We start from the raw sequence: 23317 nt of genomic DNA on the forward strand, positions 1-23317 counted from the left end.
GCCCTGTTCCCGCCGATCGACGATCGATGGCTGATCACCGGGGGTACCGTGGCCGAACACGAGTCCGACCGGGCCGCTTTGGCCGCACGAGGTGACGAACGATGAACGAATACCCGCTGCCCACACCGCATCCCGCCAGTGCGCATCCCGCACGCGTCTACAACGTCTGGCTGGGAGGCAAGGACCACTACCCGGTCGACCAGGAGGCCGCCGAGCTCGCCGCCCGGGCGAACCCGACCATCGTGCCGTCGGTCCGCGCCAACCGGGCTTTCCTCGGACGCGCCGTGCGTCACCTCGCGGCGACCGGGGTCCGCCAGTTCCTCGACATCGGCACGGGCATCCCCGCCGCCGAGAACACGCACGAGGTGGCCCAGCGGGCCGCTCCCGACGCACGCGTCGTCTACGTCGACAACGACCCGATCGTCCTCACCCACGCCCGGGCTCTACTGGTCAGCGGCCCCGAGGGACAGACCGACTACGTGCAGGCCGACGCGCGGGACGTCGACACGATCCTCGACGCGGCATCCCGCACCCTGGATCTGAGCCGGCCGGTCGGGCTGACGCTGGTGGCGATCCTGCAGTACATCAAGGACTCCGAGGACCCGTGGGACATCGCCCGCCGCCTGCTGGACCGGCTCGCCCCGGGCAGCCATCTCGTCCTGTCCCACCCGGCCGCCGACGTCACCGCCCCCGAGGTCGCGGAATCGATGCGGATCTACAACGAGCGCGCCGCCGCCCACGCCTCCGCGACCCCGCGCACCCGGAAGGACGTGGAACGCTTCTTCGAGGGCCTGGAGATCCTCGATCCGGGCGTGGTCACCCTGACGCGCTGGCGGCCCGGGCCGTCCGACACCCCGGACGACACCCTGCCCATGTGGTGCGCGGTCGCCCGCAAGGCGTAACCGTCCGCCGTACGTGAACGAGGGACCAGGCGGGCGGAACTTCTCTCGTGGGAGGGGAGTTGCAGCACGCCGCCCGTCTGGTCCCCGGCCGTACGGGGGGGCTCCCCTCATGTGGCGCTGCGCTCGCTCGCCTCCCGCAGGTCACGGTCCACCGCCCGGTCGAAGGCGGGGTCCGGCGCGCCGGCCGCACTGCTGGGACGGCCGGCGCGGAGAAGTTCGCGCCAGCGTTCCTGGCTCCAGTCGGCCGGGGCCGTGGTGCCCATGAAGTCCTCGACCAGGGCGCAGAAGCGCGCCGGGTCGCTGTGGAAGGGGAAGTGACCGGCGCCCTCGAAGATCTCCAGGCGACTGCCGGGCATGGCCGCATGGGCTCCGTAGGCGTGGTGCACGGGGACGACGCTGTCGCGGGAGCCCCACAGCAGGAGCGTGGGCATGCCCTGCGTCAGGTAGCAGCGGTCCAGCATCGTGACGACCTGGCCGCGCCAGTCGACCACCGCTCTCAGCGTGCTGATGAAGGCGCTGCGGGAGGTGCTGTCGGGGAGGGCGTCCACGAGGTCGATCAGTTCGCCCGCGTCCTGCCCGAGATCGGTGTCGAGCAGCTTGATCAGCCGGGTGAAGAGGCCGACCTGGCTGCGCATCCCCGGCAGGCGCAGCGTGGACAGCATCAGATCGGCGCCGGGGAGGGAGACGGCTCGCAGCACGGGGTTGACCTCCCGCCCCACGCCGCCCGCGCTCACCAGGATCAGCCGGTCGGTGCGTTCGGGGTACTGGTAGGCGAACTGCATGGCCACACCACCGCCGAGGGAGTGTCCGACCAGGGTGGCGCGTTCGATACCCAGGACGCCCAGCAGGTCGCGGATGCCGTTCGCGTAGGCCGCCACCGAGTAGTCGGCGCGAGGCTTGTCCGAGGCGCCGTGCCCGAGGAGGTCCGGAGCGATCACCGTGTGGTGGCGGGCCAGCTCGGGGATCAGCTCGGCCCAGGTCGCGGACGAGTCACCGATGCCGTGGATGAGCAGGATGGCAGGCCCCTCCCCCGCCATCCGGTAGGCACGGCGGTAGCCGTGGATGGTGCGGTGGGACAGCCCCACGCTGTGCTCGGCCTGTCGTCCGCGTACTGGTGCGCCGGCCACGGCACCGCCTCCGTCTGCTGCTCCGACGATTCCCGAGCGAGGGTAGAAAGCTCCCGCGCCGAGCGGATTACCGGGACGTTTCAGGCGGCGCCCGTGTGTGATCCGGGGTGGCCGCCCGCCGTCCCGGCATTCGTAACACGCGCGCGCTGGTCCCACCGGAAGACGCGCCCTGTGATCGTCGTGGCACCACCTGCGGGGGAAGCGACGCCTCGTCAGGCGCGGTTCCGCGCCTACCGCGTCGCGGCGTACGGGCTCATCCGGCCGGCCGAGCGGGCGATCGCCGTCGCGGCCTGGGTCCTCAGGCTCCCCGTGGCGCCCGCGCCTACGAGCCCGTCTCCCCCTTGGCCGCGCCATGGAGGTGGATCGCCCAGAGCAGCGCGCCGAGGGACGCGGTGTGAAGGACCGCGCGGACGGTGTTCCACGTGACCCAGCGGTCCTCGAACGCCGCCCGCGCGTCCCCGAGCCGGGCGGGGCCCGCGTCGATCGGCACCTTGTCGAGTGCGTCGTTGAGCGGGACGTTCTGCGTACCGGTCACGAGGAAGGCCGCCGCGTACAGCGCAAGCGCCGCGATGATCCAGGGGAGGGCTCCCCGGCTGTGCCCCTTGGCCGCGAGGACCGTCGCCAGGACGAGCAGGGGCAGTGGCAGGAGGAAGGGAAGGAGGAACCAGCCGTTGAGGATGGCCTTGTTGATGTGCTGCATGCTCTGGACGAAGGAACGGTCGTCACCGCGGGCCAGGCCCGGCATGACGGCGTAGGAGAAGGCGCAGAACAGCCCGGCCATCAGGGCGGCGCCCGCCGCCGAGGCGAGGAGTGCAGCGGTCTGCAGTGCTCTCATGCGTGCTCCGATTCCGGCGCTGAGGCCCGGTCGACGAACGGGACGGGCGGCCCCGTCGGGGCCGGTGATGGTGGCGGGCCGACGCCCCGGACCGCTTCGGCGTCCCGGCCGGACCGGCCGCGCTCGGCGCGCCCCAGCTCAGCGACGCCGACGGGACGCCACTCCGGAGCATGCTGCGCACCTCGCGCTGAAGAAATATCAGAGTGCGCTGTATTAAGGGGAGTTGATTCCCGAAGCGGTAGCCGACCCCTCCGTTTGCGGGCCCTTCGGACGCTGCGGGTCCGGACGCGAGGACGACCCTCGCGCGGTGGCGAAGCACCGCGTCCCACCCCCTTCCGCACGGCACGGCACGGACGAGAGGGGGCATCGCCGGATATCACCTGCACACAGAGAGGTCATATTTATGCCATACGATGCGCACACCTGTTCACAGTTCTTCCGTTTGAGGATGCCCACGTCATGTTCTCCGGTGTCACGTCACGTTCAGCACGCGGCATATCCGCCGCCGTAGCCCTTCTCGCGATCGGCGCGGTGGGTTGTGCCGATCTCGTCGACAGCGCCAAGGACGGCGCCAAGAAGGTGGCGCGTCAGCGATCGGTCTTCTCGCTGACCCCCGGCGACTGCTACAACCCGAACGCCGGGACGGGCGAGAGCCAGGAGTCCAGCGTCGAGATCGTGCCGTGCGGAGAGGCGCACAAGGGCCAGGTCGTCGGCGAGTTCTCCATCGAAGGGAAGTCGGAGTACCCCGGGGACACGGAGGCGTCGAAGATGGCCGACGAGGGCTGCCCGGCGGAGTCGCAGAAGTTCGTCCCCGACACCTGGGCGGTGCCCGAAGGGGTCGGGCTCTTCATCTACTACCCCACCAAGGAGAGCTGGGCGGACGGCGACCGGGCTGTGAGCTGCACGTACGCCAAGGAGTCGGGCACGTTCTCCGGCTCGCTCAAGAACGCCTCCCTCACCGCCGACCAGCGCTCCTACCTGAAGGGTGCGAACGCCGTCTACGAGGCGTTCTGGAGCAACCAGCCGGAGGCGGACCAGATCGAGAAGGACCTGGCCGGCTACAAGAAGCAGGCCGAGGCCGTCGCCAAGGCACTGGACTCGCACCTCGCCGCCCTGAAGAGCGTGGACCAGCCGGAGACCGTCAAGCTCCGCACCCAGCTCGGGGAGACCGCCGAGGCGTGGGACGATGCCGCATCCGCGGCCGGCATCGACGACTTCTACATCGCCTACGACATGGCGTTCACGGGCATCGACCCGCACAAGACGGTCGCCGCCCGCAAGGAGCTGAAGCTCGCCACCACCATCCCCGCCGACGACGCCGACGTCTGGGCGAGCTGACCCGGCGTCGGGGGCCCGCTCGGGTGTCCCCTGCCCGGTCGGGGCCGTGCAGGGGCACCGGGGCGACGCGGGGGAGGATGGGCGGACCGGGCGCGCCGCGTCCGCCTTCCCTGCGTACGAGGAACCACCGTTGAGCCCCGACCCCTCGCCCTTCCATCTCGTGCCCGGCGCCGTCGGATCGCCGGTGCTGCTGCACGTCCCGCACTCCTCACGGGCGATCCCCGCACCCGTACGCGCGGGCATCGTGCTCGACGACGAGGCGCTGGAGACCGAACTCGACCACATCACGGACTCCCACACGGCCGAGCTGGCAGCCAGGGCCTCCACGGCCTGCGCGGTGGCTCCCTGGCGTTTCGTCAACGGCCTGTCCCGGCTGGTCGTCGACCCCGAGCGGTTCCCCGACGACCGGGAGGAGATGCTGGCCGTCGGCATGGGCGCCGTCTACACCCGCACCACGCACGGGGAGCGGCTCCGGCCTCCCGGCGCTGATCCGGAGCCCCTGCTCGACCGCTGGTTCCACCCGTACGCCCGGGCGATGACCGCGGCCGTGGACGAACGGCTCGCCGCCACGGGGCGCGCGGTCGTCGTCGACCTCCATTCCTACCCGTCCACCGCACTCCCGTACGAGCTGCACGGCGCCGGCCCCCGCCCCCCGGTCTGTCTGGGCACCGACGGCTTCCACACCCCGCCCGGGCTCCTCGCCCGGGCGGAGGCGGCGTTCGCCGGATTCGGCGGCACGGGGCTGAACAGCCCCTTCCCCGGTACGTACGTGCCGCTGAAGCACTACGGGAGGGACCGGCGGGTCTCCGCGCTGATGATCGAGATCCGGCGCGACACGTACATGACCGAGCCGGGCGGCCCGTACGTCCCTGGGCTCGACGCGCTGGCCTCCGCGCTGACCGCACTGGTGGACGGCCTCACGGACGGGTGACGGAAGCGGCTACCTGGGCCGGGCGTAGGGCCGGGTCATGATCTCCATGTTGTGGCCGTCCGGGTCCTTGAAGTAGGCCCCCCTTCCGCCGAAGAGGCGGTTGATCTGCCCGGGTTCGGTGTGCCGTGGATCGGCGTAGTAGGTGACATCGAGCGCCCCGAGCCGGGCGATCATGGTGTCGAACCCGGCGTCGGGGACGAGGAAGGCGTAGTGCTGCGGCTGCACCGGCTCGTCCCGCAGTTCGTAGTAGTCGAGCGTCACGCCGTTGCCGAGGTCGACGGGGAGGAACGGCCCGAACGGGGAGCCGACCTCCAGACCGAGGACCGCTGCGATGAACTCGGCCGACAGGCCGCGGTCCTTGGCGTACACCGCGTGGTGGTCCAACTGGACGACGTCGACGCCCTGGTGGTCCCGGTCTGCTTGCTGCTCTGTCTCGGGCATGTGTGTCACGTCTCCGTGTCGTGGATTCCGCTGGGACGGGGGCGCCCCATACGGGCGCCGGGCGGGAGAACACGACAGGGCGGCGGGGCTCGTGCCCGCCATGTGGTCACGCGGGGGCCGGGCAGCGCTCTCGTACATGGCCCATGGCCGACCCGGCAGTCACATGACGGATTCTAGCCCCGGCCGCCGTGCGGCGTCAGAAGAAGACGCCGCACCGCAAAAGGACGTTGGCATAGGGCCGGGCCTCGCCGGTCCGTACGACCAGCCGGGCCGACGCGGTGAGTTCCTTCAGCCGCTCGTGCGACACGTGCGCCGGCTCCGGGAGCCGGGCCGCCAGGAGCCGGGCGGCTTCCGGATTGGCCTCCCGCATCTCCTCGGCCGCTGTCGCGCCCTCCACCACCAGTTCGTCCAGCAGTCCGTCCAGGACCTCCGCGAACGACGGGACGCCCGCCCGGAAGGCCAGGTCGACCACGCGCGGCCCCGGCGGGATGGGCATGCCCACGTCGCATATCAGGACGCCGTCGCCGTGGCCCAGTTCGGCCAGGGCGCCCGCGAGGTGGCGGTTGAGGATGCCCGACTTCTTCACAGCGCCGCGACCTGTTCGATGGTGGGGAAGGACGCCTGCGCGCCCTGCCTGGTGACCGCCGCCGCGCCGACCCGGACGGCGAACGCGGCGGCCTGTTCCAGTTCCTCGCCCAGACCGAGCCGCCAGGCGAGCGCCGCCGTGAACGCGTCGCCCGCGCCCGTCGTGTCCACGGCATCGACCCGGGGGCTCGGCACACGTACGGGAGCGCCTCCCCGCGTGTCGCAGACCAGTGCGCCCTCCGCCCCCAGGGTGATGACCACCGACCGGGGGCCGAGCGCGGTGAGCCCCCGCGCCCAGGACTCCGGGGTGCTGCCCGCGCCCTCACCGAGGATGGAGCGCGCCTCGTGCTCGTTGACGACCAGCGGGTCGCAGGCCGCCAGCACCTCGTCGGGGAGCGGCGCTGGCGGGGACGGGTTGAGGACCAGCCGCGCTCCGGAACCGAGGGCACGCGCCGTCTCCGCGACGGTGTCCAGCGGAATCTCCAGCTGTACGGAGACGACGCGGGCCGAGGCGAGCAGAGGCCCTGCGGCCCTGATGTCCTCGGGGGTCAGCCGGGCGTTGGCGCCCGGGGACACGACGATGCTGTTGTCGCCCGAGGGGTCGACGGTGATGAGGGCGACGCCGGTGGGCGCGCCCCCGACGAGGACTCCGCCGGTGTCGACGCCCGCCTCCTGCTGCGAGGCGCGCAGCAGCCGCCCGTGGGCGTCGTCGCCGACCCGGGCCAGCAGGGCCGTACGGGCGCCGAGGCGGGCGGCGGCGACCGCCTGGTTGGCGCCCTTGCCGCCGGGGTGGACGACGAGGTCGGAGCCGAGCACCGTCTCCCCCGGTCCGGGGCGGCGGTCGACGCCGACGACCAGGTCGGCGTTGGCCGAGCCGACGACCAGCAGGTCGTACCGGGGCGGAGCGAGCGGCGCGGAGTCATCGTTCCCGTGCATCTGGGCAGTACCTTCCGTGATCAGGAGAAGTCGGCGACGTTCTGGCGGGTGACGACCTTGACCGGCACCTTGACCGTGCTGTCGACCTTCTTGCCGTCGGCAGCACGGATCGCGTTCCGGACGGCGATCTTCCCGAGTTCCTTGGGCTGCTGGGCCACGGAGGCGTAGAGCGTGCCCGCCTCGACCGCGGTCAGCCCGTCGGGCGTTCCGTCGAAGCCGACGACCGGGACGGACTTCCCCGCCTTGCTGCCCAGTGCCTTGACCGCGCCGAGCGCCATCTCGTCGTTCTCGGCGAAGACGCCGTTGACGGTGGGGTGGGACTGGAGCAGGTTGGTCATGACGTCGAGGCCCTTGGTGCGGTCGAAGTCCGCCGGCTGGGTGGCCACGACCTTGATGCCCGGGTAGGCCTTGATGCCCTCGGCGAAGCCCGCGCCGCGCTCACGGCTGGCCGAGGTGCCGGCCGTGCCCTGCAGGACGATGATGCTGCCCTTGCCGCCGAGGCGGCCGGCGAGCGTCTTCGCGGCGAGCTTGCCGCCCGCGACGTTGTCGGAGGCCACGAGGGTGGCGGTCTCGGCCTTGTTGACGCCCCGGTCGGCGGCGATCACCGGGATGCCGGCTTGGTTGGCACCGCGGACGCCGGGGCCGACGGCGTCGGAGTCCACCGGGTTGACGATGACGGAGTCCACCCCGGAGCTGGTGAAGTTCTGCAGCTGGTTGGCCTGTTGCGAGGCGTCGTTCTGGGCGTCGGTGACCGTGAGGTCCACTCCGGCGGCCTTCGCCTCCTCCTGCGCGCCCTCCTTCATCTGGACGAAGAAGGGGTTGTTCAGAGTGGAGAGCGACATTCCCACCTTGGTGGTGGTGCCGGTGGAACCGGACTTGTTGAAGAAGGTCACCGCGGCGATCACGGCGGCCACGCAGACCACGGCAATGCCCAGCTGCGTCGCTCCCTTGCGGCCCTTTCCAGGGCCTCCGGGTGCGGCGGACGAGCCGCCGGCGGAAGCGGCACCCGGTCCTGCCTTGCGGCGCAGGGTGTCCAGGAGCACCGCGAGGGCGATGACGACACCGATGACGACCTGCTGCCAGAAGGCGGACACCGAAAGGAGGTTGAGGCCGTTGCGCAGCACGGCGAGGATCAGCGCGCCGATCAGGGTTCCGGACGCCTTGCCGACGCCGCCCGCGAGGCTGGCCCCGCCGATGACGACCGCGGCGATCGCGTCGAGTTCGTACCCCTGCGCGGCCTGGGGCTGTGCGGAGACCAGGCGGGAGGCCAGGACGATGCCGGCGACGGCGGCGAAGAGGCCGGACAGGGCGTAGATGGCGAGCTTCTGCTTCTTGACGCGCAGGCCGGAGAGGCGGGCCGCCTCCTCGTTGCCGCCGATGGCGTACATGGAGCGGCCGATGTAGGTGCGGGCCAGGATCAGTGCGGCTATCAGGCCCATGGCGATCATCACGAGGACCGGGACGGGCAGCCAGCCGCCGAGCGTGTCACCGAGCACGGAGACGGAGTCGGGGAAGGGGATCGGCCTGCCCTGCGAGATGACCAGGGACAGCCCCCGCGCCACCGAGAGCATCGCCAGGGTCGCGATGAAGCTGGGCAGCTTGCCGTACGCGACGAGGGCGCCACTGACGAAGCCGCAGGCGATGCCGGTCGCCACGGCGATGACGACCGCCAGCCAGACGGGTACGCCCGCAGAGGTCGCGGACCAGGCGAGGACGGTCGCGGAGAGTGCGGCGACGGAACCGACGGAGAGGTCGATGCCGGCCGAGACGATGACGAAGGTGACGCCGAACGCGAGGATCGCGGTCACGGCGGCCTGGACACCGACGTTCAGGAGGTTCTGGGTGGTGAGGAAGTCGCCGGAGAGCAGCGACATCGCCACCAGGAGGACGACCAGGGCGCTGAGCGCGCCGTTGTCGAGCAGGAGGCGGCGGAGGGTGTGTCCGGCGCCGCCCGCGCCCGCCTTGCTCGGATGCGTGTCAGTGGCCACGGGGGCTCTCCTCTGCGTTCTCGGTGCGCTCGGTGTACTCGGTGTACTCGGGGTTTTCGGCGGACGGGGCGGTGACGGGGGCGCCGCTGACGGCGAGGGCCATCACGGCGTCCTGGGTGGCTTCGTGGGCGGGGAGTTCACCGGCGATGCGGCCCTGGGCCATGACGAGGACCCGGTCGCTCATGCCGAGGACCTCGGGCAGGTCGCTGGAGATCATCAGCACGGCGTGTCCGGAGGCCGTCAGCTCGTTGATGAGCTGGTAGATCTCGACCTTGGCGCCGACGTCGATGCCACGCGTGGGCTCGTCGAGGATCAGCACCCGGGTGTCGGCCAGGAGCCACTTGCCGATGACGACCTTCTGCTGGTTGCCGCCGGACAGGGTCCGGACGTGCTGGCCGAGGCCCGACATCCGTACGCCGAGCTGCTCCGCGATCCGGGCGGCGGCCGTGCGCTGCCCCTTGACGTCGACGAGTCCGGAGCGGGTCGCCGAGCGGAGGGTGACCAGGCCGAGGTTCTCCTGCACGGAGGCGTCGAGGACGAGGCCCTGGCCCTTGCGGTCCTCGGGGACGAGCCCGATCCCGGCGCCCATGGCGGCGGTCACGTCGTGCTTGCCGAGCCGCTCGCCGCTCACGTCGACCGTGCCGGTGTCGTACGGGTCGGCGCCGAAGACGGCGCGGGCGACCTCGGTGCGACCCGCTCCGACGAGTCCTGCGAGCCCGACCACCTCACCGGCCCGCACGTCGAAGCTGATGTCGTGGAACACCCCGTCGCGGGTGAGCCCGCGGACGGAGAGCAACGGCGCTCCGGTCTCGGGGCGTTCGCGCGGGTACTGCTGGTCGATGCTGCGGCCCACCATGAGCTGGACGAGCTCCGCCTCGGGCGTCGAGGCGGGCACCTGGTCGATGCTGCGGCCGTCGCGCAGGACGGTGACGCGGTCGCCGAGGGCGGCGATCTCGTCGAGGTGGTGGGTGATGAAGACGACGCCGACGCCGTCCCCGCGCAGCTGCCGCACGATCCCGAAGAGCTTGTCGACCTCTTCGGAGGTCAGGACCGCCGTCGGCTCGTCCATGATCAGGACACGTGCGTCCAGGCTGAGCGCCTTGGCGATCTCGACCATCTGCAGCCGGGCGATGCCCAGTTCACGGACCCGGACCCGGGGTGAGACGTGCAGGCCGACGCGGCGCAGGAGCACCTCGGCGTCGGCTTCCATGCGCCGCCGGTCGATCACGCCGAGGCGGCGTGGCTGGCGGCCGAGGAAGATGTTCTCTGCGACGGTCAGATCGGGGACCAGGTTGAACTCCTGGTAGATCGTGGCGATTCCGAGCTTCTCGGCGTCCTGCGCGCCGCTGATCCGCACCTCTCGCCCACCGGCGAAGATCCGCCCGGCGTCCGGGCGGTAGGCGCCGGAGAGCATCTTGATGAGGGTGCTCTTGCCGGCGCCGTTCTCACCGAGCAGGACGTGCACTTCACCGCTGCGCAGGTCGAAGTCGACACGGTCCAGGGCGACGACGCCGGGGAAGGTCTTGCGTACGCCTTCGATGCGCAGCAACTCGACTGATTCACTCACTCGTTGCTCCCGGGAGTGGGGGTGCTCTCGCCGCAGGAGCTGCGTACGACGAGGCCGGCGGGCAGGGTGACGGACTGCGGGGGGCGGCCCTCGACGATGTCGATCAAGGCGCGGACGGCCGCGCGGCCGAGGTCGCCGGTCGGCTGGGCGATCGCGGTGATCGGCGGGCCGGTGTGGACGAACCACGGGATGTCGTCGAAGGCGGCGATCCCGATGTCCTCGGGGACCCGCAGACCGCGTGCGCGGATGGCGTCGAGGGCACCGAGCGCCATGAGGTTGTCGGCGGCGAACACGATCTCGGGCGGGTCGGGGAGCGACAGGAAGTGCTCCGTGGCCCGTCGGCCGCTGTCGGCCTGGAAGTCGCCCTGCCCGATGTAGGCGTCGGGGAGGGCGAGCCCGTGGGAGCGCATCGCTTCCCGGAACGCCTCCACACGTTCGTTGCCCGTGGTGGTGGCCGCCGGGCCCGCGATGATGGCGAGCCTGCGGTGGCCGAGGGCGTACAGATGGGCGACGAGGTCCTGGATGGCCCGGTGACCGTCCGCACGGACGACGGGAACGTCCACCCCGGGCACCCAGCGGTCCACGAAGACCATCGGGGTGCCGGTGCGGGCGACCTCCCGCAGGAGGGGGGACTCACCGTCGGCGGGCGAGACCAGCAGTCCGTCGATCCTGCGGTCCAGGAGCGTGCGGACGTGGTCGTCCTGCTGCTCGGTCCGCTCGTCGGCGTTGCCGATGATCACGCTGTAGCCGAGGGCGCGGGCCTCCTCCTCCACGGAGCGGGCCAGTGCGGTGAAGTACGGGTTGAGCACGTCACTGATGACGAGCCCGAGCGTGCGCGTCTGGTCGGTGCGCAGTGAGCGGGCCACCGCGTTGGGCCGGTAGCCGAGGGCCTCGACGGCGGCGAGGACGCGTCGGCGCGCGTCCGGGCTGACGGAGGGATGGCTGTTGAGGACGCGGGAGACCGTGGCGACAGAGACTCCTGCCTGGGCCGCGACATCCTTGATGCTCGCCATTTCCGGACCACCTCCTTGTGGTTTCCGTGAGCCTCGAAACCAGCGGTACCAGCCGTGGAATCGATTACACGGATGATTGGAATCGATTACATGGCGGAAATCAACCCCCTGAGCGGCGCCCGAGGCCGGATTGTGATGCACCACTCCCTCCACACGCTTCGCCTGCGGCTGGCCGTAATCCGAGCTCCGAGACACCGCGGAGACGATCCCGAGAGGTGCCACCGGTTCCATCGCCCCGGGCTCATCCGGCCCGGCACGGTGGTGACACGACGCACTGGAGGTGCGATGGACGGCGGGGCAGCCAGAGACACGGCGAGCGGGCGCGGGCCCGGGAACGAGCGCCGGGCGGTAACGGGTGTGCGGCGGTGGTGGTCCCGCTGCGCCGTCCTGGCCGCGGCCGCTGTGAGCGCCGCCCTGCTGACGGCGCCCACGGTCCAGGCCGCGCCCGCCGCCGCGCAGGCCGCGCCCTGTCCCCAACTCCCCTGCGAGGGAGCGGATCCGGGCCAGGTGACCGCGTGGCAGTCCGGCGGGGCGCCGAAGGTTCTGAAGCAGACGACCCTCGCCTCGGGGACCACGATCATCCAGTACACCGGCAAGCCGTCCTGGGACGCCTCCGGCGGCCGTACCTACACCTGGGCCGAGGTGCGCTTCGGCACCGGGGTGCAGAACGGCCGGCTGTGGCTGCGCACCGAGGACAACTGGGGCGACGGCATCAACATCATCACGACCCTGCAGCACCCGCGTTCGTACCGCGCCACCACCGGCACCACCGGCATGTTCCTGTACTCGACCTCGGTCCCCCAGGGCACGTACGCCAACAGCGCGTGCGTCACCGACGGCAGAGAGCGGGGGTGCCTCGGTCAGTACGCCGCCGAGGTCGTCCCGCTGGGGCCGTGCGAGGGCTGGTGCGCCGAGGTCGCCGACCCGGTGGCGGTCCCGCAGTCCGACTGGTCGTACGTGGAGCGCTCCGAGTACGACCGGGCCGAGCTGCCGTCGGGCGCGTCCGTGCAGCAGGTGGCCGGACGCCTGAAGCAGGGCAGCTATCTGGGCTGGGCGGAGGGCGAGCTGCCCTCGGGCGGGCGCTTCTGGCTGGAGGCGTGGCAGGGCGAGGGCCGCTGGGGCCAGGTGTACTCCGCGCTCCCGCGTGACGGCGCCTCCCGCACGGCGACGGGCTCCACCCGGGCGTTCTCCTGGCTGCCGGAACTGCGGGCCTGCGTCAGCGACGCGACGGGCACGGAGTGCACCAGGGACGAGGGTTCCATGGCGACGACCCCGCCCGAGGCCCCGTGCAGCACGCTTCCGTGCACGGGGATCGACCCGGCGAGCGTCACCGAGTGGATGCCGAACTACGAGGGTGACGTGGTGGAGGACGCCAACATCTACCTGGGGGGCCGGCTCAAGATCTACCAGGGTCGTCCGGCCTGGGACCCGTACCACATGTACTACTGGGGCGAGGCGGAACTCCCGCCGGGCCGCAACGACGTCTCGGCCACGCTCATGAAGCACTCGTCGAGCGGTGCCGACTCCCGGACCGCCCGCCCCGTGCCACTGCCCGGAGGCCGGCTGACCGCCTCGGGCACGACGAAGATGGTCGCGCTGGACCCGCTGTCCGGGGACGAGATCGCCGGGCTGGTGGTGGACGGCGAGAAGTGGGCGTTCGCCACCCGGCAGGGAAACAACATCGACAAGACGTCCGTCCAGGGTCCGATCGGCCCGTGCGCCCCGGGTCAGGCCTGTGAGGGGGTCTCCCCGAGCGCGGTCACCACCTGGTCGTCCAAGGCGACGGAGTGGGCGGCGGCGACCCTGCCGGGCGGCGCACGCGTCACCCTGTCCGGCGGCCGCCCCGACTGGTCCGTGACCGACCACTATGCCTGGGCCCACTCGGACACGGCGGGCGTCACGGTATGGCTGGAGGACAAGCAGTCCGGCGGGACGTACGCGAAGGTCGCCGACGCCGACAAGCTGAAGGCGACCGAAGGCCGCTTCGTGCGGGCCTGCCTGAGCGACGGCACGACGACGGAGTGCACACAGCCCATGGTGTGACCGAGGAAGGCGCCACCTGGCATGCGGGTGGGTGCGGACGAGGTGTCCGGCCCGCCCGTGTGCACGGCGGGCGCGGCACCGGAAGGGCCCTGGACGTGAAAGAACCCGACGGGGCGGGGATCTCTCCATGGCGGCCGGCCGACACCGTGCCCGGGGTCGGGTGCGGGTCTTCCGGCTCCCTCGGTTCCGGGTTCATCGGCGCGTGAGCAGGCGGAACTCGTTGCCGTCGGGGTCGGCCAGCAGCACCGTGCCGTCCTTGCCGTGGGCGGAGTCGAGACGCTTCGCCCCGAGGGAGAGCAGGCGCTCGACCTCTGCTTGTTGATCGTCGTCCGGGACGAGGTCCAGGTGCAGGTCCTTGCCGGGGTCCGGCATGAGCGGCGGACCGCCCCACGTGATCTTCGTGCCGCCGTTCGGTGACTGGATGGCGGTCTCCTCGTCCTGGTCCCAGACCAGCGGCCAGCCCAGCGCCTCGCTCCAGAAGTAGCCCACGGCCTGCGAACCGTCGCAGGCGAGCGCTCCGAGGAAGCCGCAGCCGGCGAGGAATGCGTTGCCCGGCTCGAGGACGCAGAATTCGTTCCCTTCGGGGTCGGCGAGCACCACATGGGGCACGTCCGGTCCCTGGCCGATGTCGGCGTGCTGCGCGCCGAGGTCGAGCGCCCTGGCCACGGTCTCCTGCTGGTTCTGCAGAGAGGTGCTGGTCAGGTCGAAGTGCAGCCGGTTCTGGGCGACCTTGTGCGCCTGGGAGGAACGGAAGCCGAGGCGGTGGCCGGCGTCGTTCCCGGACAGCAGGGCGACGCCGTCGTAAGGATCGTCGGCTCTCTCCAGGCCCAGGGCACCGGACCAGAAACGCGCCAGGCGCTCCGGCTGATGCGCGTCGAAGGAGATTGCGTAGAGTCGGCTGCTCATGCGCCACGCGTCCTCGGTCCGTTGGATGCCGACTGCCGGCAGGGCGCCGTGCAGGTGCCTCGGCCGACGATCCTATGGGCGGACCGGCTTCAGCCGCAGCCGAGTATTCCGCGGGCCCCACAGCCGGAGCTCCCCCTTGAGGTTCGGCCTCGGCGCGAGGGTCGGCCTCCGCGTATGCGCAGAGGGCCGGATCACGTCCACCACGCCGAAAGAGCCGGTCGAAGCGACAAAGTGTCGCTTCGACCGGCTCCGTCTGGTCAGTTGACCATGGTGTCCGAGGGGGGACTTGAACCCCCACGCCCGATAAAGGGCACTAGCACCTCAAGCTAGCGCGTCTGCCATTCCGCCACCCGGACAAGGTGTCTGTCGTCCCGGGGTGTTCCCCGTGGCGACAAAGAAAACAATACCAGGGGTTTGGGGTGGCTCTCACCTGCGTTTTCGGTGGTCAGTGCGGTGTGCGCACCTTCGGGTGCGCCCGGCGCCGGATCGCGTACGTTCCGTGGCGCGTCATGTACACGGTGTGCTCACGGGCTACCTTCGCGGGCATGAGTGACCGCCCCTACCGACGGCCCCGCGTACTGTCCCCCTTGCGGGAACATCTGCGCGACACCTTCTGGTTCGCCCCGACGACGGGGCTGATCTGTTCCTTCCTCGTCTGGTGGGGCCTCTCCCTCCTGGACACACAGATCGTGGCCGGCCTCCAGGAGGAGAAGGCGTACGACGAGATCCGGAGCCTGATCTCCTACGCCTCCGACGCCAAGTCGATCGTCACCACGATCAGCTCGGCGATGATGACCTTCATCGGCGTCGTCTTCAGCATCTCCCTGGTGGCCGTGCAGATGGCGGCGGGTCAGCTCACCCCCCGGGTGGTGCGCATCTTCGTGCGGAGCCGGATCAGCAAGCTCACGCTGACGGTGTTCCTGGCGACCTTCGCCTTCTCGCTGCTGGTGCTCACCTCGTACGAGAGCGAGACGGATCCGCGCCGGATCCTCTCGGTGCCCGTGCTGCAGAGCCTGGTCACCGTTCTGATGGTCGGCCTGAGTCTGCTGCTCTTCATCGCCTACCTGTCGTCCACGCTGCGCCTCATGCAGGTCGGCCCGGTCGTCGACCACATCGCGCGGGAGTCCTTCCGGGTGATCGGCCGGGTGCCCGGCGGCTCGTCGGAGGACGGCCCCCGGGCCCCGGAGACCGCACAGGTCATGCACCGGGGGCGGGCAGGGGTCCTGAAGGACGTGAACGTGCCACGGCTGGTACGGGCCGCGCGTCGGCAGGGCGTCGTCCTGCGGCTGATCCCACGCGTCGGGGACTTCGTCGTCCCGGGGACTCCGGTGCTGGCCGTGCACGGTGGAGACCCTCCGCCGCGGTCCCGGCTGCGGTACACGATGGCGCTCGGGGTCGAGCGCACGCTCCACCAGGATCTGGCGTTCGGGCTGCGCCAGCTCTCCGACATCGCCCTGAGGGCCCTGTCCCCGGCGGTCAACGATCCGACCACCGCCGTGCAGTGCCTGGACCGGATCGTGCAGATCCTCGCGGCGGTGGCACGCCGTCCACTGGGGCCGGTGCACCACCGCGACCGCCGGGGCGAGGTGCGACTCGTCCAGGACGGGCCGGACTGGACGGACCTCGTCGATCTCTCCTTCGAGGAGATCAGGGGGCACTCGGCGAACAGCCCGCAGGTCACCCGGCGGTTGCTGGCCGGGATCGACGACCTGCTGCTGCTCGCCCCGGACGACCGGAGGAAGCCCCTCCTCCGGCACCGTGCGCTCCTCGTGCAAGCCGTGGAACGCACCGTGCCCGAAGCCGCGGAGCGGGAGTTCGCCCTGCTGCCCGACCACCAGGGAATCGGCTGACGCGTGCAGGCCTACGGCATGAGGTGGTGGTCCGGGAAGTCGCCCGGCAGCCGCCCCTCCCCCGGGCCGTCGATCACCGCCCGTACGAGCAGTTCGCCACCCACGAACGCGGTGTGCCGTGGCCGGTCTCGAATGCGCGGATCCGCGGGGGCAGCCGTTCGTACGTCGCCGGGTCGTCGGTCGACAGGGTGCGACCAAGGCCCCGTTCGACGCGTTCGTGGCGGCGAGGAGTTCGGCCTCGGTGTCGACCAGGACGATCGTGCCGACCGGGCCGAAGGGCTCCGCCGCGTGGTGGATCGGGGAGGAGGGCGGGGGGTGTGACCGGCCCCGGCGTGGCATGACCGGTCCGTTCCTCGGCACACAGCAGTACGGGGGCCCGGTGAGGGCCCCCGTGCTGCTGTGTGCCGGAGTCAGTCCCCGCAGCGGCTCTCGCGCAGCGAGTGGAGGTGCTCGCTGGACTTGCGGGCGAAGGCGAAGGACTCGACCGGGTTGTCGTGCTCGGTCTGCCAGTGGTGGTAGGTGCGGCCCCGGTGGGTCCGCGCGGTGACCCTGCTCAGGAAGTTCTTGTAGTCGATGTCCCCGTCGCCGACGTCCGTCATGTCGTAGCCGTCGACGGCGGAGTCGTTGCGGGTGCCGTCCTTGACGTGGAAGAGGGGGTAGCGGTCGGGCTGCTTCAGCACGTAGTCGATGGGGTTGAACGGTGCCGGTGTGCCGTCCGCCCGCTTGCCGAAGCGGAACTGGGCGCAGAACGCCCAGTAGATGTCCATCTCGAGGTAGACCAGGTCGGGGTCGGTCTCGGCGAGCAGGACGTCGTAGAGGCGCACCTTCGGCCGGTCCGTGGCGAAGGAGAACTCCTCCGCGTGGTTGTGCTGGTAGAACTTCATGCCGCGCTTGCGGGCGGCGGCTCCGTACGTGTTGAAGTCCTCCGCCGCGCGCTTCCATCCGTCGACCGTCGAGCCGTAGCGGAAGGGACCGGAAGCGGTGCCGATGTGCTTGAGGCCGAGGGCCTCCGCGTCGTCGAGGACCTTGGTGAGGTTCTGGGCGAAGGTGTAGGCGCCCGGGTTGCTGTCGTCGTAGTAGCCGACGTGACTTCCGATCGGGTCGAGGCCGTGGTCCCGGGCGAGCTTCCTGAGCTGGGCGAGGCTGATGGCCCCGGCCGAGCCCTGGGTGTAGCCGGCGAACTCGATCTCGTCGTACCCGTATGCCTCGAGTTCCTCGAAGACGGGGGCGAAACCGAGGGTCGAGACCTTGTCGCGGAGGCTGTAGAGCTGGATCCCGAGGCGGCCCGGAGGCAGGACGGGACGTCCCCTGCCGTGGCCGTGGCCCTTCCCGCGGTCGTGTCCCTGGCCGGCCTGCGGGCCGGCCGCCTGGGCGGCGGCGCCGCTGAGGAGGGTGGCGGCCGTGGCTCCGGCGGCGACGCCCAGGATGTTGCGGCGGCTCAGTCTGCGGGCGAGTTCTGAGTCCTTCGGAGTGCGGCTCATGATCACGAATCTCCCTGTGGAGGTGCGGGTGCGGGCGGATTGTCAGTGCAGTCCGGCAAGGTGGAGGAGCAGGGACTTCACTTCGGTGGCCTGGACGCGGTCGCCGAACGCATGGGGGGTGGAGCAGAGGATGAGCGGACCTTCGTCGTCGCTCGTGGGCAGGCGGCCGTGGCTGCCCCGGATGGGTGAGGGGTCAAGGGGGACGACCGCCATGCGGTAGCGCATCCCAAGCTTCTTGCGGGCCACGGCGGAGACGGCCTTGACCCGCACGTAGGGGTCCTGGGGGTCCATGAAGAGTTCCACGGGGTCGTAGCCCGGTTTGCGGTGGATCTCGACGAGCTGCGCGAAGTCGGGCGCGCGGGCGTCGTCGAGCCAGTAGTAGTACGTGAACCAGGCGTCCTTCTCCGCGACGGCGACGAGCTCCCCGGAGCGGGGATGGTCCAGCTGCTGGGCCTTCTTGCCCTCGTCGTCGAGGAGTTCCGCGATGCCGGGCAGGTCGGCGAGGGCCTCCCTGGTCGCCGCGAGGTCCTCGGGCCGGCGTACGTAGACGTGCGCGAGCTGGTGGTCGGCGACGGCGAAGGCGCGCGAGGCCATCGGGTCGAGGTACTCCATCCCGTCCTGGGTGTGGACCTCCAGGAGGCCGGCCCGGCGCAGGGCGCGGTTGATGTCGACGGGCCGGTCGACGCGGGTGATGCCGTACTCGGAGAGCGCGACGACGGTGCGGCCCTCGGCCCGTGCGTCGTCGAGCAGCGGCGCCACGGCGCGGTCGAGGTCGGCCGCCGCCTGGTGGGAGCGGGGGTCGTCGGGACCGAAGCGCTGGAGGTCGTAGTCCAGGTGGGGGAGGTAGCACAGGGCCAGGTCGGGGGTGCGGGTACCCATGATGTGCCGGGTGGCGTCGATGATCCACTGAGAGGAGACCAGGTCGGCCCCGGGACCCCAGAAGTGGAAGAGGGGGAAGGTGCCCAGTTTCTCGGTCAGTTCGTCGTGGAGCGCCGGAGGCCGGGTGTAGCAGTCGGGCTCCTTGCGGCCGTCGGCGTAGTACACGGGGCGGGGGGTGACCGTCCAGTCGGTGTCGGCGCCCATCGCGTACCACCAGCAGATGTTGGCGACGGTGTAGCCGGGGTGGGCGCGGCGGGCGGCGTCCCACAGCTTGTCGCCCTCGACGAGCCCGTTGTGCTGGCGCCACAGGAGGACGTCGCCGAGCTCGCGGAAGTACCAGCCGTTGGCGACGATGCCGTGCTCGGCGGGGGTGGTGCCGGTGAGGAAGGTGGACTGGGCGGCGCAGGTGACCGCGGGCAGCACGGTGGAGAGGGGAGCCTTCGAGTCGGCCATGGCCCGGAGGTTCGGCATGTGCTGGAGCAGCTGCGGGGTGAGGCCGACGACGTCCAGGACGAGGAGCGGGGTGGGGCGGGTGCCGGATTCCGGTGTGGTCACGGAAGCTCCTTCAGTCCGAGGTCGACGAGGAGGTCGCGGGCGAGGGTCAGTTCGGCGGCGATGCCGTCGGCGAGCTGGGTCCGGGTGCGCGGGCGCAGTTCGGCGGGGAGCGCCTGCCAGGTGTACGTCTCGACCTCGAGGTGCCGGGTGAGGGGCACCGGTCCGCCGACGAGCCGGGTCAGCACCGACTGGAGTACGGGGAGGGTGGAGGTGAGCGGGGGCGCGGGGGGTGCGTGGAGCGGGACGTGGAAGTGGGAGCGCCAGGGCGTGCTGTCCGGGAGCGCTCCGCCGGAGACCGCCTCGTCGAGGTCGTCGGTCCCGCGGAGACCCGCGGCGGTGAGGGTGCGGGTCTGGTGGAGGAAGCGGGGTTCGGCGAAGGCCCCGAGGGCGGCGCGCACCTCGGGCAGGTGCGGGTGCTCTGCGTGCAGTGCCGCGGAGAGCTGGGCCTTGGCGACGGGGACCCCTGACCTGTTCAGGGCGTCGAGTGCCGTGTCGGGGTCCTCGAAGGAGGTGGCGAGGTGGCAGGTGTCGACGCAGATCCCGATGCGGTCGTGGCCCACCGCGGTGAGGGTGCCGATGGCGTCCGCGGTGGTCTCCACCGTGCAGCCCGGCTCGGGTTCGAGGCCGATCCTGATGGACTTGCCGGTGAGCTCGCAGAGCGCGTCGAGCCGCTGGGCGAGGGCGAGGAGCGCCCTCTGTGCGATGCCGGCCGCCGTGGGGTCGTCGGCGAACGGGGTGCGCCAGGCGATCGGCAGGGTGGAGATCGTGCCGTCGGTGACGTCGTCGGGGAGCAGGGCGGCGAGCAGCCGGGCCAGATCGGTGGTGTGGGCGAGCCGTTCGGGATCGGTCCAGTCCGGTGTGTAGACCCGGTACTTGACCTCCTGGGCCCCGAAACCCTCGTACGGGAATCCGTTGAGGGTGACCACCTCGAGGCCGCGGCCGTCGAGCTCGCCGCGCAGCGCGCGGAGCGCGGCGGGGTCGTTGACCAGGGTGCGCGCGGCGTCCTTGGCGAGCCAGAGGCCGATGCCGAGGCGGTCCCGGCCGAGCCGTCTGCGTACGGGTTCGCAGTGGTCCCGGAGCTGGGCCCTGACTCCTTCGACGGTCTCCGCGGGGTGCACGTTGGTGCAGTACGCGAGGTGGACGATGGAACCGTCGGGGTGGCGGAAGCGCATCGCTCACTCCCCGCCGCGGAGGATGGAGTTGCCCTCGTGGAGCGAGCCCGGGGCGGTGGTGCCGAGCTGGAGCCGGCCGCTCCGGCCGTAGAAGGCGACCGGGTTGCGCCAGAGCACCTTGTCGACGTCGTCCTCGTCGAATCCGGCCTTCAGCATGGTGTCGGCGACCTTGCGGGTCTTCAGGGGGTCACTCTTGCCCCAGTCGGCGGCCGAGTTGACGAGGATCCGGTCGGTGCCGTGGTTCCGCAGGACCGTGATCATGCGGTCCTCGTCCATCTTGGTGTCCGGGTAGATGGAGAAGCCGGCCCAGCAGCCGCTGTCGAGGGCGTCCTTCACGGTCGTCTCGTTGAGGTGGTCCAGCAGGACCAGTTCCGGGGCGAGGGCCGATTCGCGGACGACGTCGAGGGTGCGGTGCAGTCCGGCGAGCTTGTCGCGGTGCGGGGTGTGGACCAGCGCGGGCAGGCCGTGGTCCGCGGCGAGCTGGAGCTGGGCGGCCAGGGCGTGGTCCTCGGCCGGCGTCATCGAGTCGTAGCCGATCTCCCCCACAGCCACCACGGAGTCCTTGGCCAGGTACCGGGGCAGTGCCTCCAGGACGGGGGTGCAGCGGGGGTCGTTCGCCTCCTTCGGGTTGAGGGCGAGCGTGCAGTGGTGGGCGATGCCGTACTGGGAGGCGCGGAAGGGCTCCCAGCCGAGGAGCGCGTCGAAGTAGTCGAAGAAGCTGGCCGGCGAGGTGCGGGGCTGGCCGAGCCAGAAGGAGGGCTCGACCAGGGCGCGGACCCCGGCGTCGTACATCGCCCGGTAGTCGTCCGTGGTGCGGGAGGTCATGTGGATGTGGGGGTCGAAGATCCTCATCGGGATTCCTCCGTGGACGTGGGGGCGGGGACGGGCGCCGGGGCCGTGAGGCCGAGGACGGTCCGCAGACCGGCGGGGACGGCACGGCCCGCCGCGGTGCGTTCGGCGGCGAAGTCCTTGAGCATGCGGGCGAGTTCGGCGTCGCCGCGGGCCCGCTCGCCGAGGCGGTCGAGGGACTCGACAGGGACTTCGGTGAAGAGGCATTTGAGGACGGCGTGCCGCCAGCCGTGTGCGTCGAGTCGGGCCGCGCCGTAGGGTCCGACGGCTGCGGCGACCAGCCGGGTGTCGTTGGTGCGCAGGGCGTCCTCGACGAGCGGGAGTGCGGCGGCGCCGAGGTCCAGCCGGTGCAGCGTCAGCAGGACGGCGCGGCGCTCGGCGGCGGTTCCCCGCTCGTAGAGCCTGGTCACGGCGGGCAGCCCGGCGCGCGCCTCGACGAGCAGCAGCGCGCGGACGGAGTCGGCGTGTTCGAGTCCGCAGTGCCTTCCCACCGAGGCGAACCGTAGCTCCCAGGGGGGATCGCCGCTGTCCGCCCCGGGGTGGGCGGCGGCGTGTGCGGCCTCGGCGAGCGCTTCGTCGAGCCATGCCCTGGCGGCTCCTCCGAGCCGGGCGTCGAGTTCCCTGCGGTCGATCAGCACGGTGCGGCTCCGTTCGTCGTCCCGGTGGGGCGGCCCGTCGCACCGGTGGCGCGGCGCAGGAAGTCGATCGAGCCGCGGGCGAGTTCCGGGCCCGCGTGGGAGTGCCGGGGCAGCTCCACGACGGTGAGGCCGGCGTACCCGGTGGCGGCGAGGGCTTCCAGCACCGGTGGGAAGTCGATCTCGCCGTCGCCGAACGGCAGGTGCTCGTGGACGCCGCGCCGCATGTCCTCGATCTGGACGTGGCGCAGCCAGGGCGCCGCCTCCTTCACACAGTCGACGGGCGAGGTGGGCTCGAGGCACTGGCAGTGGCCGATGTCCAGGGTGAGCCCGAGGGGTTCCGGGTCGCCCAGGAGCGTGCGGAGGTGGTGGAAGTCGGCCAGGGTGGCGAGGAGGTGTCCGGGTTCCGGTTCGATGGCGAGGGGGACGCCGTCGCGGGTGGCCGCTTCGAGTACGGGGCCGAGTGCGTCGGCCAGCCGCTGCCACGCGGTGTCCGTGGTGGTGTCCGGCGGGGTGATGCCGCTGAAGCAGTGCACGGCGTGGGCGCCGAGGCCGGCGCCCACCTCGACGGCCCGGACGAGCAGGGCGGTGCGGGCCGCGCGGCCTTCGGGGTCGGGGTCGAGGAGGGAGGGGCCGTGCTTGCGCCGGGGGTCCAGGACGTAGCGCGCGCCGGTCTCGACCGTGACGCCGAGGCCGAGTCCGGTGAGCCGGCGGGCCACCCGGCGGGTGCGCCCCGGGAGGTCCGGGGCCAGCGGGTCGAGGTGCATGTGGTCGAGGGTCAGCCCGACACCGTCGTAGCCGAGGTCGGCGAGGAGGCCGAGGGCGTCGTCGAGCCGGAGGTCGGTCAGGCCGTTGGTGCCGTAGCCGAAGCGGAGGGTCACGTGGGGCTCACCTTCCGTGCGAGGGCGCGGGCGAGGGGGACGAGCCCCATCACCGCCAGGCCGTTCAGGGGTGCTCCGGCTCTGGTCGCGAGCGCGGCCTGCAGCGGGATCATCGCCCGGATCCCGCCGCCGACGGCCCGCTGGGTGAGGGGTGGGGAGGGGTTGAGCGCGGCGTGCAGGAGGGGGACCGCGGAGGTCCGGAGGTAGGCGCCGGTGAAGGCGGTGAGCAGCAGCCCCTCGGTGGCGGCGGGAGTCCGGGAGGACTCCCCCGGTGCCGGCCCACCGCGCAGGACGGCCCCCGCGAGTGCGGCGGCACCGGCGAGCGCCACCAGGGGTGCGGCGGTGGATCCGCCCCGCGCCTCGTGCCGGGAGACGGCGGTGACGGCGTAGGTGTGGGCGCCGA

The 23317-nt window shown here is 71.7% G+C and carries 20 protein-coding genes, 1 tRNA gene and 2 pseudogenes; 5 read left to right on the top strand and 18 right to left on the bottom strand.

The window, feature by feature from the left end; translation table 11 throughout:
* Positions 1-101: 101 nt before the first annotated feature.
* The gene (locus B9S57_RS07195; protein ID WP_103514688.1) at positions 102-902 is read left to right on the top strand and encodes an SAM-dependent methyltransferase; all 801 of its coding nucleotides are present in this window, start codon (positions 102-104) and stop codon (positions 900-902) included.
* A gap of 107 nt (positions 903-1009) precedes the next feature.
* Here B9S57_RS07195 and B9S57_RS07200 read toward each other — a convergent pair whose 3' ends face one another.
* Together B9S57_RS07200 and B9S57_RS07205 are read right to left on the bottom strand one after the other, a co-directional pair.
* Positions 1010-2029: an alpha/beta fold hydrolase gene (locus B9S57_RS07200; protein WP_103514689.1), complete on the bottom strand. Its 1020-nt coding sequence runs from the start codon at positions 2027-2029 to the stop codon at positions 1010-1012.
* Between the two features lie 322 nt (positions 2030-2351).
* Positions 2352-2864, bottom strand: a complete 513-nt coding sequence (locus B9S57_RS07205; protein WP_103514690.1) for a DUF1772 domain-containing protein — start codon at positions 2862-2864, stop codon at positions 2352-2354.
* A gap of 459 nt (positions 2865-3323) precedes the next feature.
* On the opposite strand from B9S57_RS07205, the gene B9S57_RS07210 reads away from it, so the two are divergent.
* Both B9S57_RS07210 and B9S57_RS07215 read left to right on the top strand, forming a co-directional pair.
* The gene (locus B9S57_RS07210; protein WP_103514691.1) at positions 3324-4202 is read left to right on the top strand and encodes a septum formation family protein; all 879 of its coding nucleotides are present in this window, start codon (positions 3324-3326) and stop codon (positions 4200-4202) included.
* A gap of 130 nt (positions 4203-4332) precedes the next feature.
* The gene (locus tag B9S57_RS07215) at positions 4333-5133 is read left to right on the top strand and encodes an N-formylglutamate amidohydrolase (protein WP_103514692.1); all 801 of its coding nucleotides are present in this window, start codon (positions 4333-4335) and stop codon (positions 5131-5133) included.
* Positions 5134-5142: 9 nt separating this feature from the next.
* Here B9S57_RS07215 and B9S57_RS07220 read toward each other — a convergent pair whose 3' ends face one another.
* The 6 genes from B9S57_RS07220 to B9S57_RS07245 form a co-directional block, all read right to left on the bottom strand.
* Complete coding sequence (locus B9S57_RS07220) at positions 5143-5574, bottom strand: VOC family protein (protein ID WP_103514693.1); 432 nt, start codon at positions 5572-5574, stop codon at positions 5143-5145.
* 196 nt (positions 5575-5770) lie between these two features.
* Positions 5771-6160 carry a D-ribose pyranase gene (gene rbsD / locus B9S57_RS07225; RefSeq protein WP_103514694.1) on the bottom strand — a complete coding sequence of 130 codons (390 nt, stop codon included), beginning with the start codon at positions 6158-6160 and terminating at the stop codon, positions 5771-5773.
* Positions 6157-7095: a ribokinase gene (locus B9S57_RS07230; protein ID WP_103514695.1), complete on the bottom strand. Its 939-nt coding sequence runs from the start codon at positions 7093-7095 to the stop codon at positions 6157-6159. Before B9S57_RS07230 ends, rbsD begins: the two co-directional genes overlap by 4 nt.
* A gap of 20 nt (positions 7096-7115) precedes the next feature.
* The gene (locus B9S57_RS07235; RefSeq protein WP_103514696.1) at positions 7116-9083 is read right to left on the bottom strand and encodes a substrate-binding domain-containing protein; all 1968 of its coding nucleotides are present in this window, start codon (positions 9081-9083) and stop codon (positions 7116-7118) included.
* Positions 9073-10650 carry a sugar ABC transporter ATP-binding protein gene (locus tag B9S57_RS07240; RefSeq protein ID WP_103514697.1) on the bottom strand — a complete coding sequence of 526 codons (1578 nt, stop codon included), beginning with the start codon at positions 10648-10650 and terminating at the stop codon, positions 9073-9075. Before B9S57_RS07240 ends, B9S57_RS07235 begins: the two co-directional genes overlap by 11 nt.
* The gene (locus B9S57_RS07245; protein ID WP_103514698.1) at positions 10647-11663 is read right to left on the bottom strand and encodes a LacI family DNA-binding transcriptional regulator; all 1017 of its coding nucleotides are present in this window, start codon (positions 11661-11663) and stop codon (positions 10647-10649) included. The genes B9S57_RS07240 and B9S57_RS07245 overlap by 4 nt, the downstream gene beginning before the upstream one ends.
* 285 nt (positions 11664-11948) lie before the next feature.
* Between B9S57_RS07245 and B9S57_RS07250 the strand changes: the two genes are divergently transcribed.
* Positions 11949-13706 carry a hypothetical protein gene (locus tag B9S57_RS07250; RefSeq protein ID WP_103514699.1) on the top strand — a complete coding sequence of 586 codons (1758 nt, stop codon included), beginning with the start codon at positions 11949-11951 and terminating at the stop codon, positions 13704-13706.
* A gap of 192 nt (positions 13707-13898) precedes the next feature.
* On the opposite strand, the gene B9S57_RS07255 is transcribed toward B9S57_RS07250, so the two are convergent.
* On the bottom strand, positions 13899-14612 hold the full coding sequence (locus tag B9S57_RS07255; RefSeq protein WP_103514700.1) for a VOC family protein: 714 nt from the start codon (positions 14610-14612) through the stop codon (positions 13899-13901).
* A gap of 268 nt (positions 14613-14880) precedes the next feature.
* Positions 14881-14968 (bottom strand) — tRNA-Leu (locus B9S57_RS07260).
* 189 nt (positions 14969-15157) lie between these two features.
* Here B9S57_RS07260 and B9S57_RS07265 point away from each other — a divergent pair.
* Positions 15158-16462, top strand: coding sequence for a DUF2254 domain-containing protein (locus tag B9S57_RS07265; protein WP_103514701.1), 1305 nt, complete (start codon positions 15158-15160; stop codon positions 16460-16462).
* An 11-nt stretch (positions 16463-16473) separates the two neighbouring features.
* Here B9S57_RS07265 and B9S57_RS07270 read toward each other — a convergent pair.
* The 8 genes and pseudogenes from B9S57_RS07270 to B9S57_RS07305 form a co-directional block, all read right to left on the bottom strand.
* Positions 16474-16780: pseudogene (locus B9S57_RS07270) on the bottom strand (aldehyde dehydrogenase family protein); the annotation flags it as partial.
* Between the two features lie 92 nt (positions 16781-16872).
* Positions 16873-17943, bottom strand: coding sequence for a sugar phosphate isomerase/epimerase (locus B9S57_RS07275; RefSeq protein ID WP_103514711.1), 1071 nt, complete (start codon positions 17941-17943; stop codon positions 16873-16875).
* 42 nt (positions 17944-17985) lie between these two features.
* Positions 17986-19377, bottom strand: coding sequence for a nucleotide pyrophosphatase/phosphodiesterase family protein (locus tag B9S57_RS07280; RefSeq protein WP_103514702.1), 1392 nt, complete (start codon positions 19375-19377; stop codon positions 17986-17988).
* A complete protein-coding gene (eboE, locus tag B9S57_RS07285; protein WP_103514703.1) occupies positions 19374-20549 on the bottom strand; it encodes a metabolite traffic protein EboE in 1176 nt (391 codons plus the stop codon). Before eboE ends, B9S57_RS07280 begins: the two co-directional genes overlap by 4 nt.
* A gap of 3 nt (positions 20550-20552) precedes the next feature.
* A complete protein-coding gene (locus tag B9S57_RS07290) occupies positions 20553-21401 on the bottom strand; it encodes a TatD family hydrolase (RefSeq protein WP_103514704.1) in 849 nt (282 codons plus the stop codon).
* On the bottom strand, positions 21398-22036 hold the full coding sequence (locus B9S57_RS07295; protein ID WP_103514705.1) for an EboA domain-containing protein: 639 nt from the start codon (positions 22034-22036) through the stop codon (positions 21398-21400). The genes B9S57_RS07290 and B9S57_RS07295 overlap by 4 nt, the downstream gene beginning before the upstream one ends.
* A complete protein-coding gene (locus tag B9S57_RS07300) occupies positions 22030-22914 on the bottom strand; it encodes a sugar phosphate isomerase/epimerase (RefSeq protein WP_103514706.1) in 885 nt (294 codons plus the stop codon). Before B9S57_RS07300 ends, B9S57_RS07295 begins: the two co-directional genes overlap by 7 nt.
* Positions 22911-23317 (bottom strand): annotated as a pseudogene (locus B9S57_RS07305) (prenyltransferase); the annotation flags it as partial. The gene B9S57_RS07300 and the pseudogene B9S57_RS07305, both read right to left, overlap by 4 nt.

Origin of the sequence: Streptomyces sp. SM10 (assembly GCF_002910915.1) — a bacterium.
Lineage (GTDB): Bacteria > Actinomycetota > Actinomycetes > Streptomycetales > Streptomycetaceae > Streptomyces.

Coding starts and splice junctions, on each gene's coding strand:
- B9S57_RS07245 (WP_103514698.1), bottom strand. CDS start 11,663: ATGGCGAGCATCAAGGATGTCGCGGCCCAGGCAGGAGTCTCTGTCGCC.
- B9S57_RS07255 (WP_103514700.1), bottom strand. CDS start 14,612: ATGAGCAGCCGACTCTACGCAATCTCCTTCGACGCGCATCAGCCGGAG.
- B9S57_RS07230 (WP_103514695.1), bottom strand. CDS start 7,095: ATGCACGGGAACGATGACTCCGCGCCGCTCGCTCCGCCCCGGTACGAC.
- B9S57_RS07265 (WP_103514701.1), top strand. CDS start 15,158: ATGAGTGACCGCCCCTACCGACGGCCCCGCGTACTGTCCCCCTTGCGG.
- B9S57_RS07205 (WP_103514690.1), bottom strand. CDS start 2,864: ATGAGAGCACTGCAGACCGCTGCACTCCTCGCCTCGGCGGCGGGCGCC.
- B9S57_RS07210 (WP_103514691.1), top strand. CDS start 3,324: ATGTTCTCCGGTGTCACGTCACGTTCAGCACGCGGCATATCCGCCGCC.
- B9S57_RS07290 (WP_103514704.1), bottom strand. CDS start 21,401: ATGAGGATCTTCGACCCCCACATCCACATGACCTCCCGCACCACGGAC.
- eboE (WP_103514703.1), bottom strand. CDS start 20,549: ATGCGCTTCCGCCACCCCGACGGTTCCATCGTCCACCTCGCGTACTGC.
- B9S57_RS07250 (WP_103514699.1), top strand. CDS start 11,949: ATGGACGGCGGGGCAGCCAGAGACACGGCGAGCGGGCGCGGGCCCGGG.
- B9S57_RS07275 (WP_103514711.1), bottom strand. CDS start 17,943: ATGAGCCGCACTCCGAAGGACTCAGAACTCGCCCGCAGACTGAGCCGC.
- B9S57_RS07195 (WP_103514688.1), top strand. CDS start 102: ATGAACGAATACCCGCTGCCCACACCGCATCCCGCCAGTGCGCATCCC.
- B9S57_RS07220 (WP_103514693.1), bottom strand. CDS start 5,574: ATGCCCGAGACAGAGCAGCAAGCAGACCGGGACCACCAGGGCGTCGAC.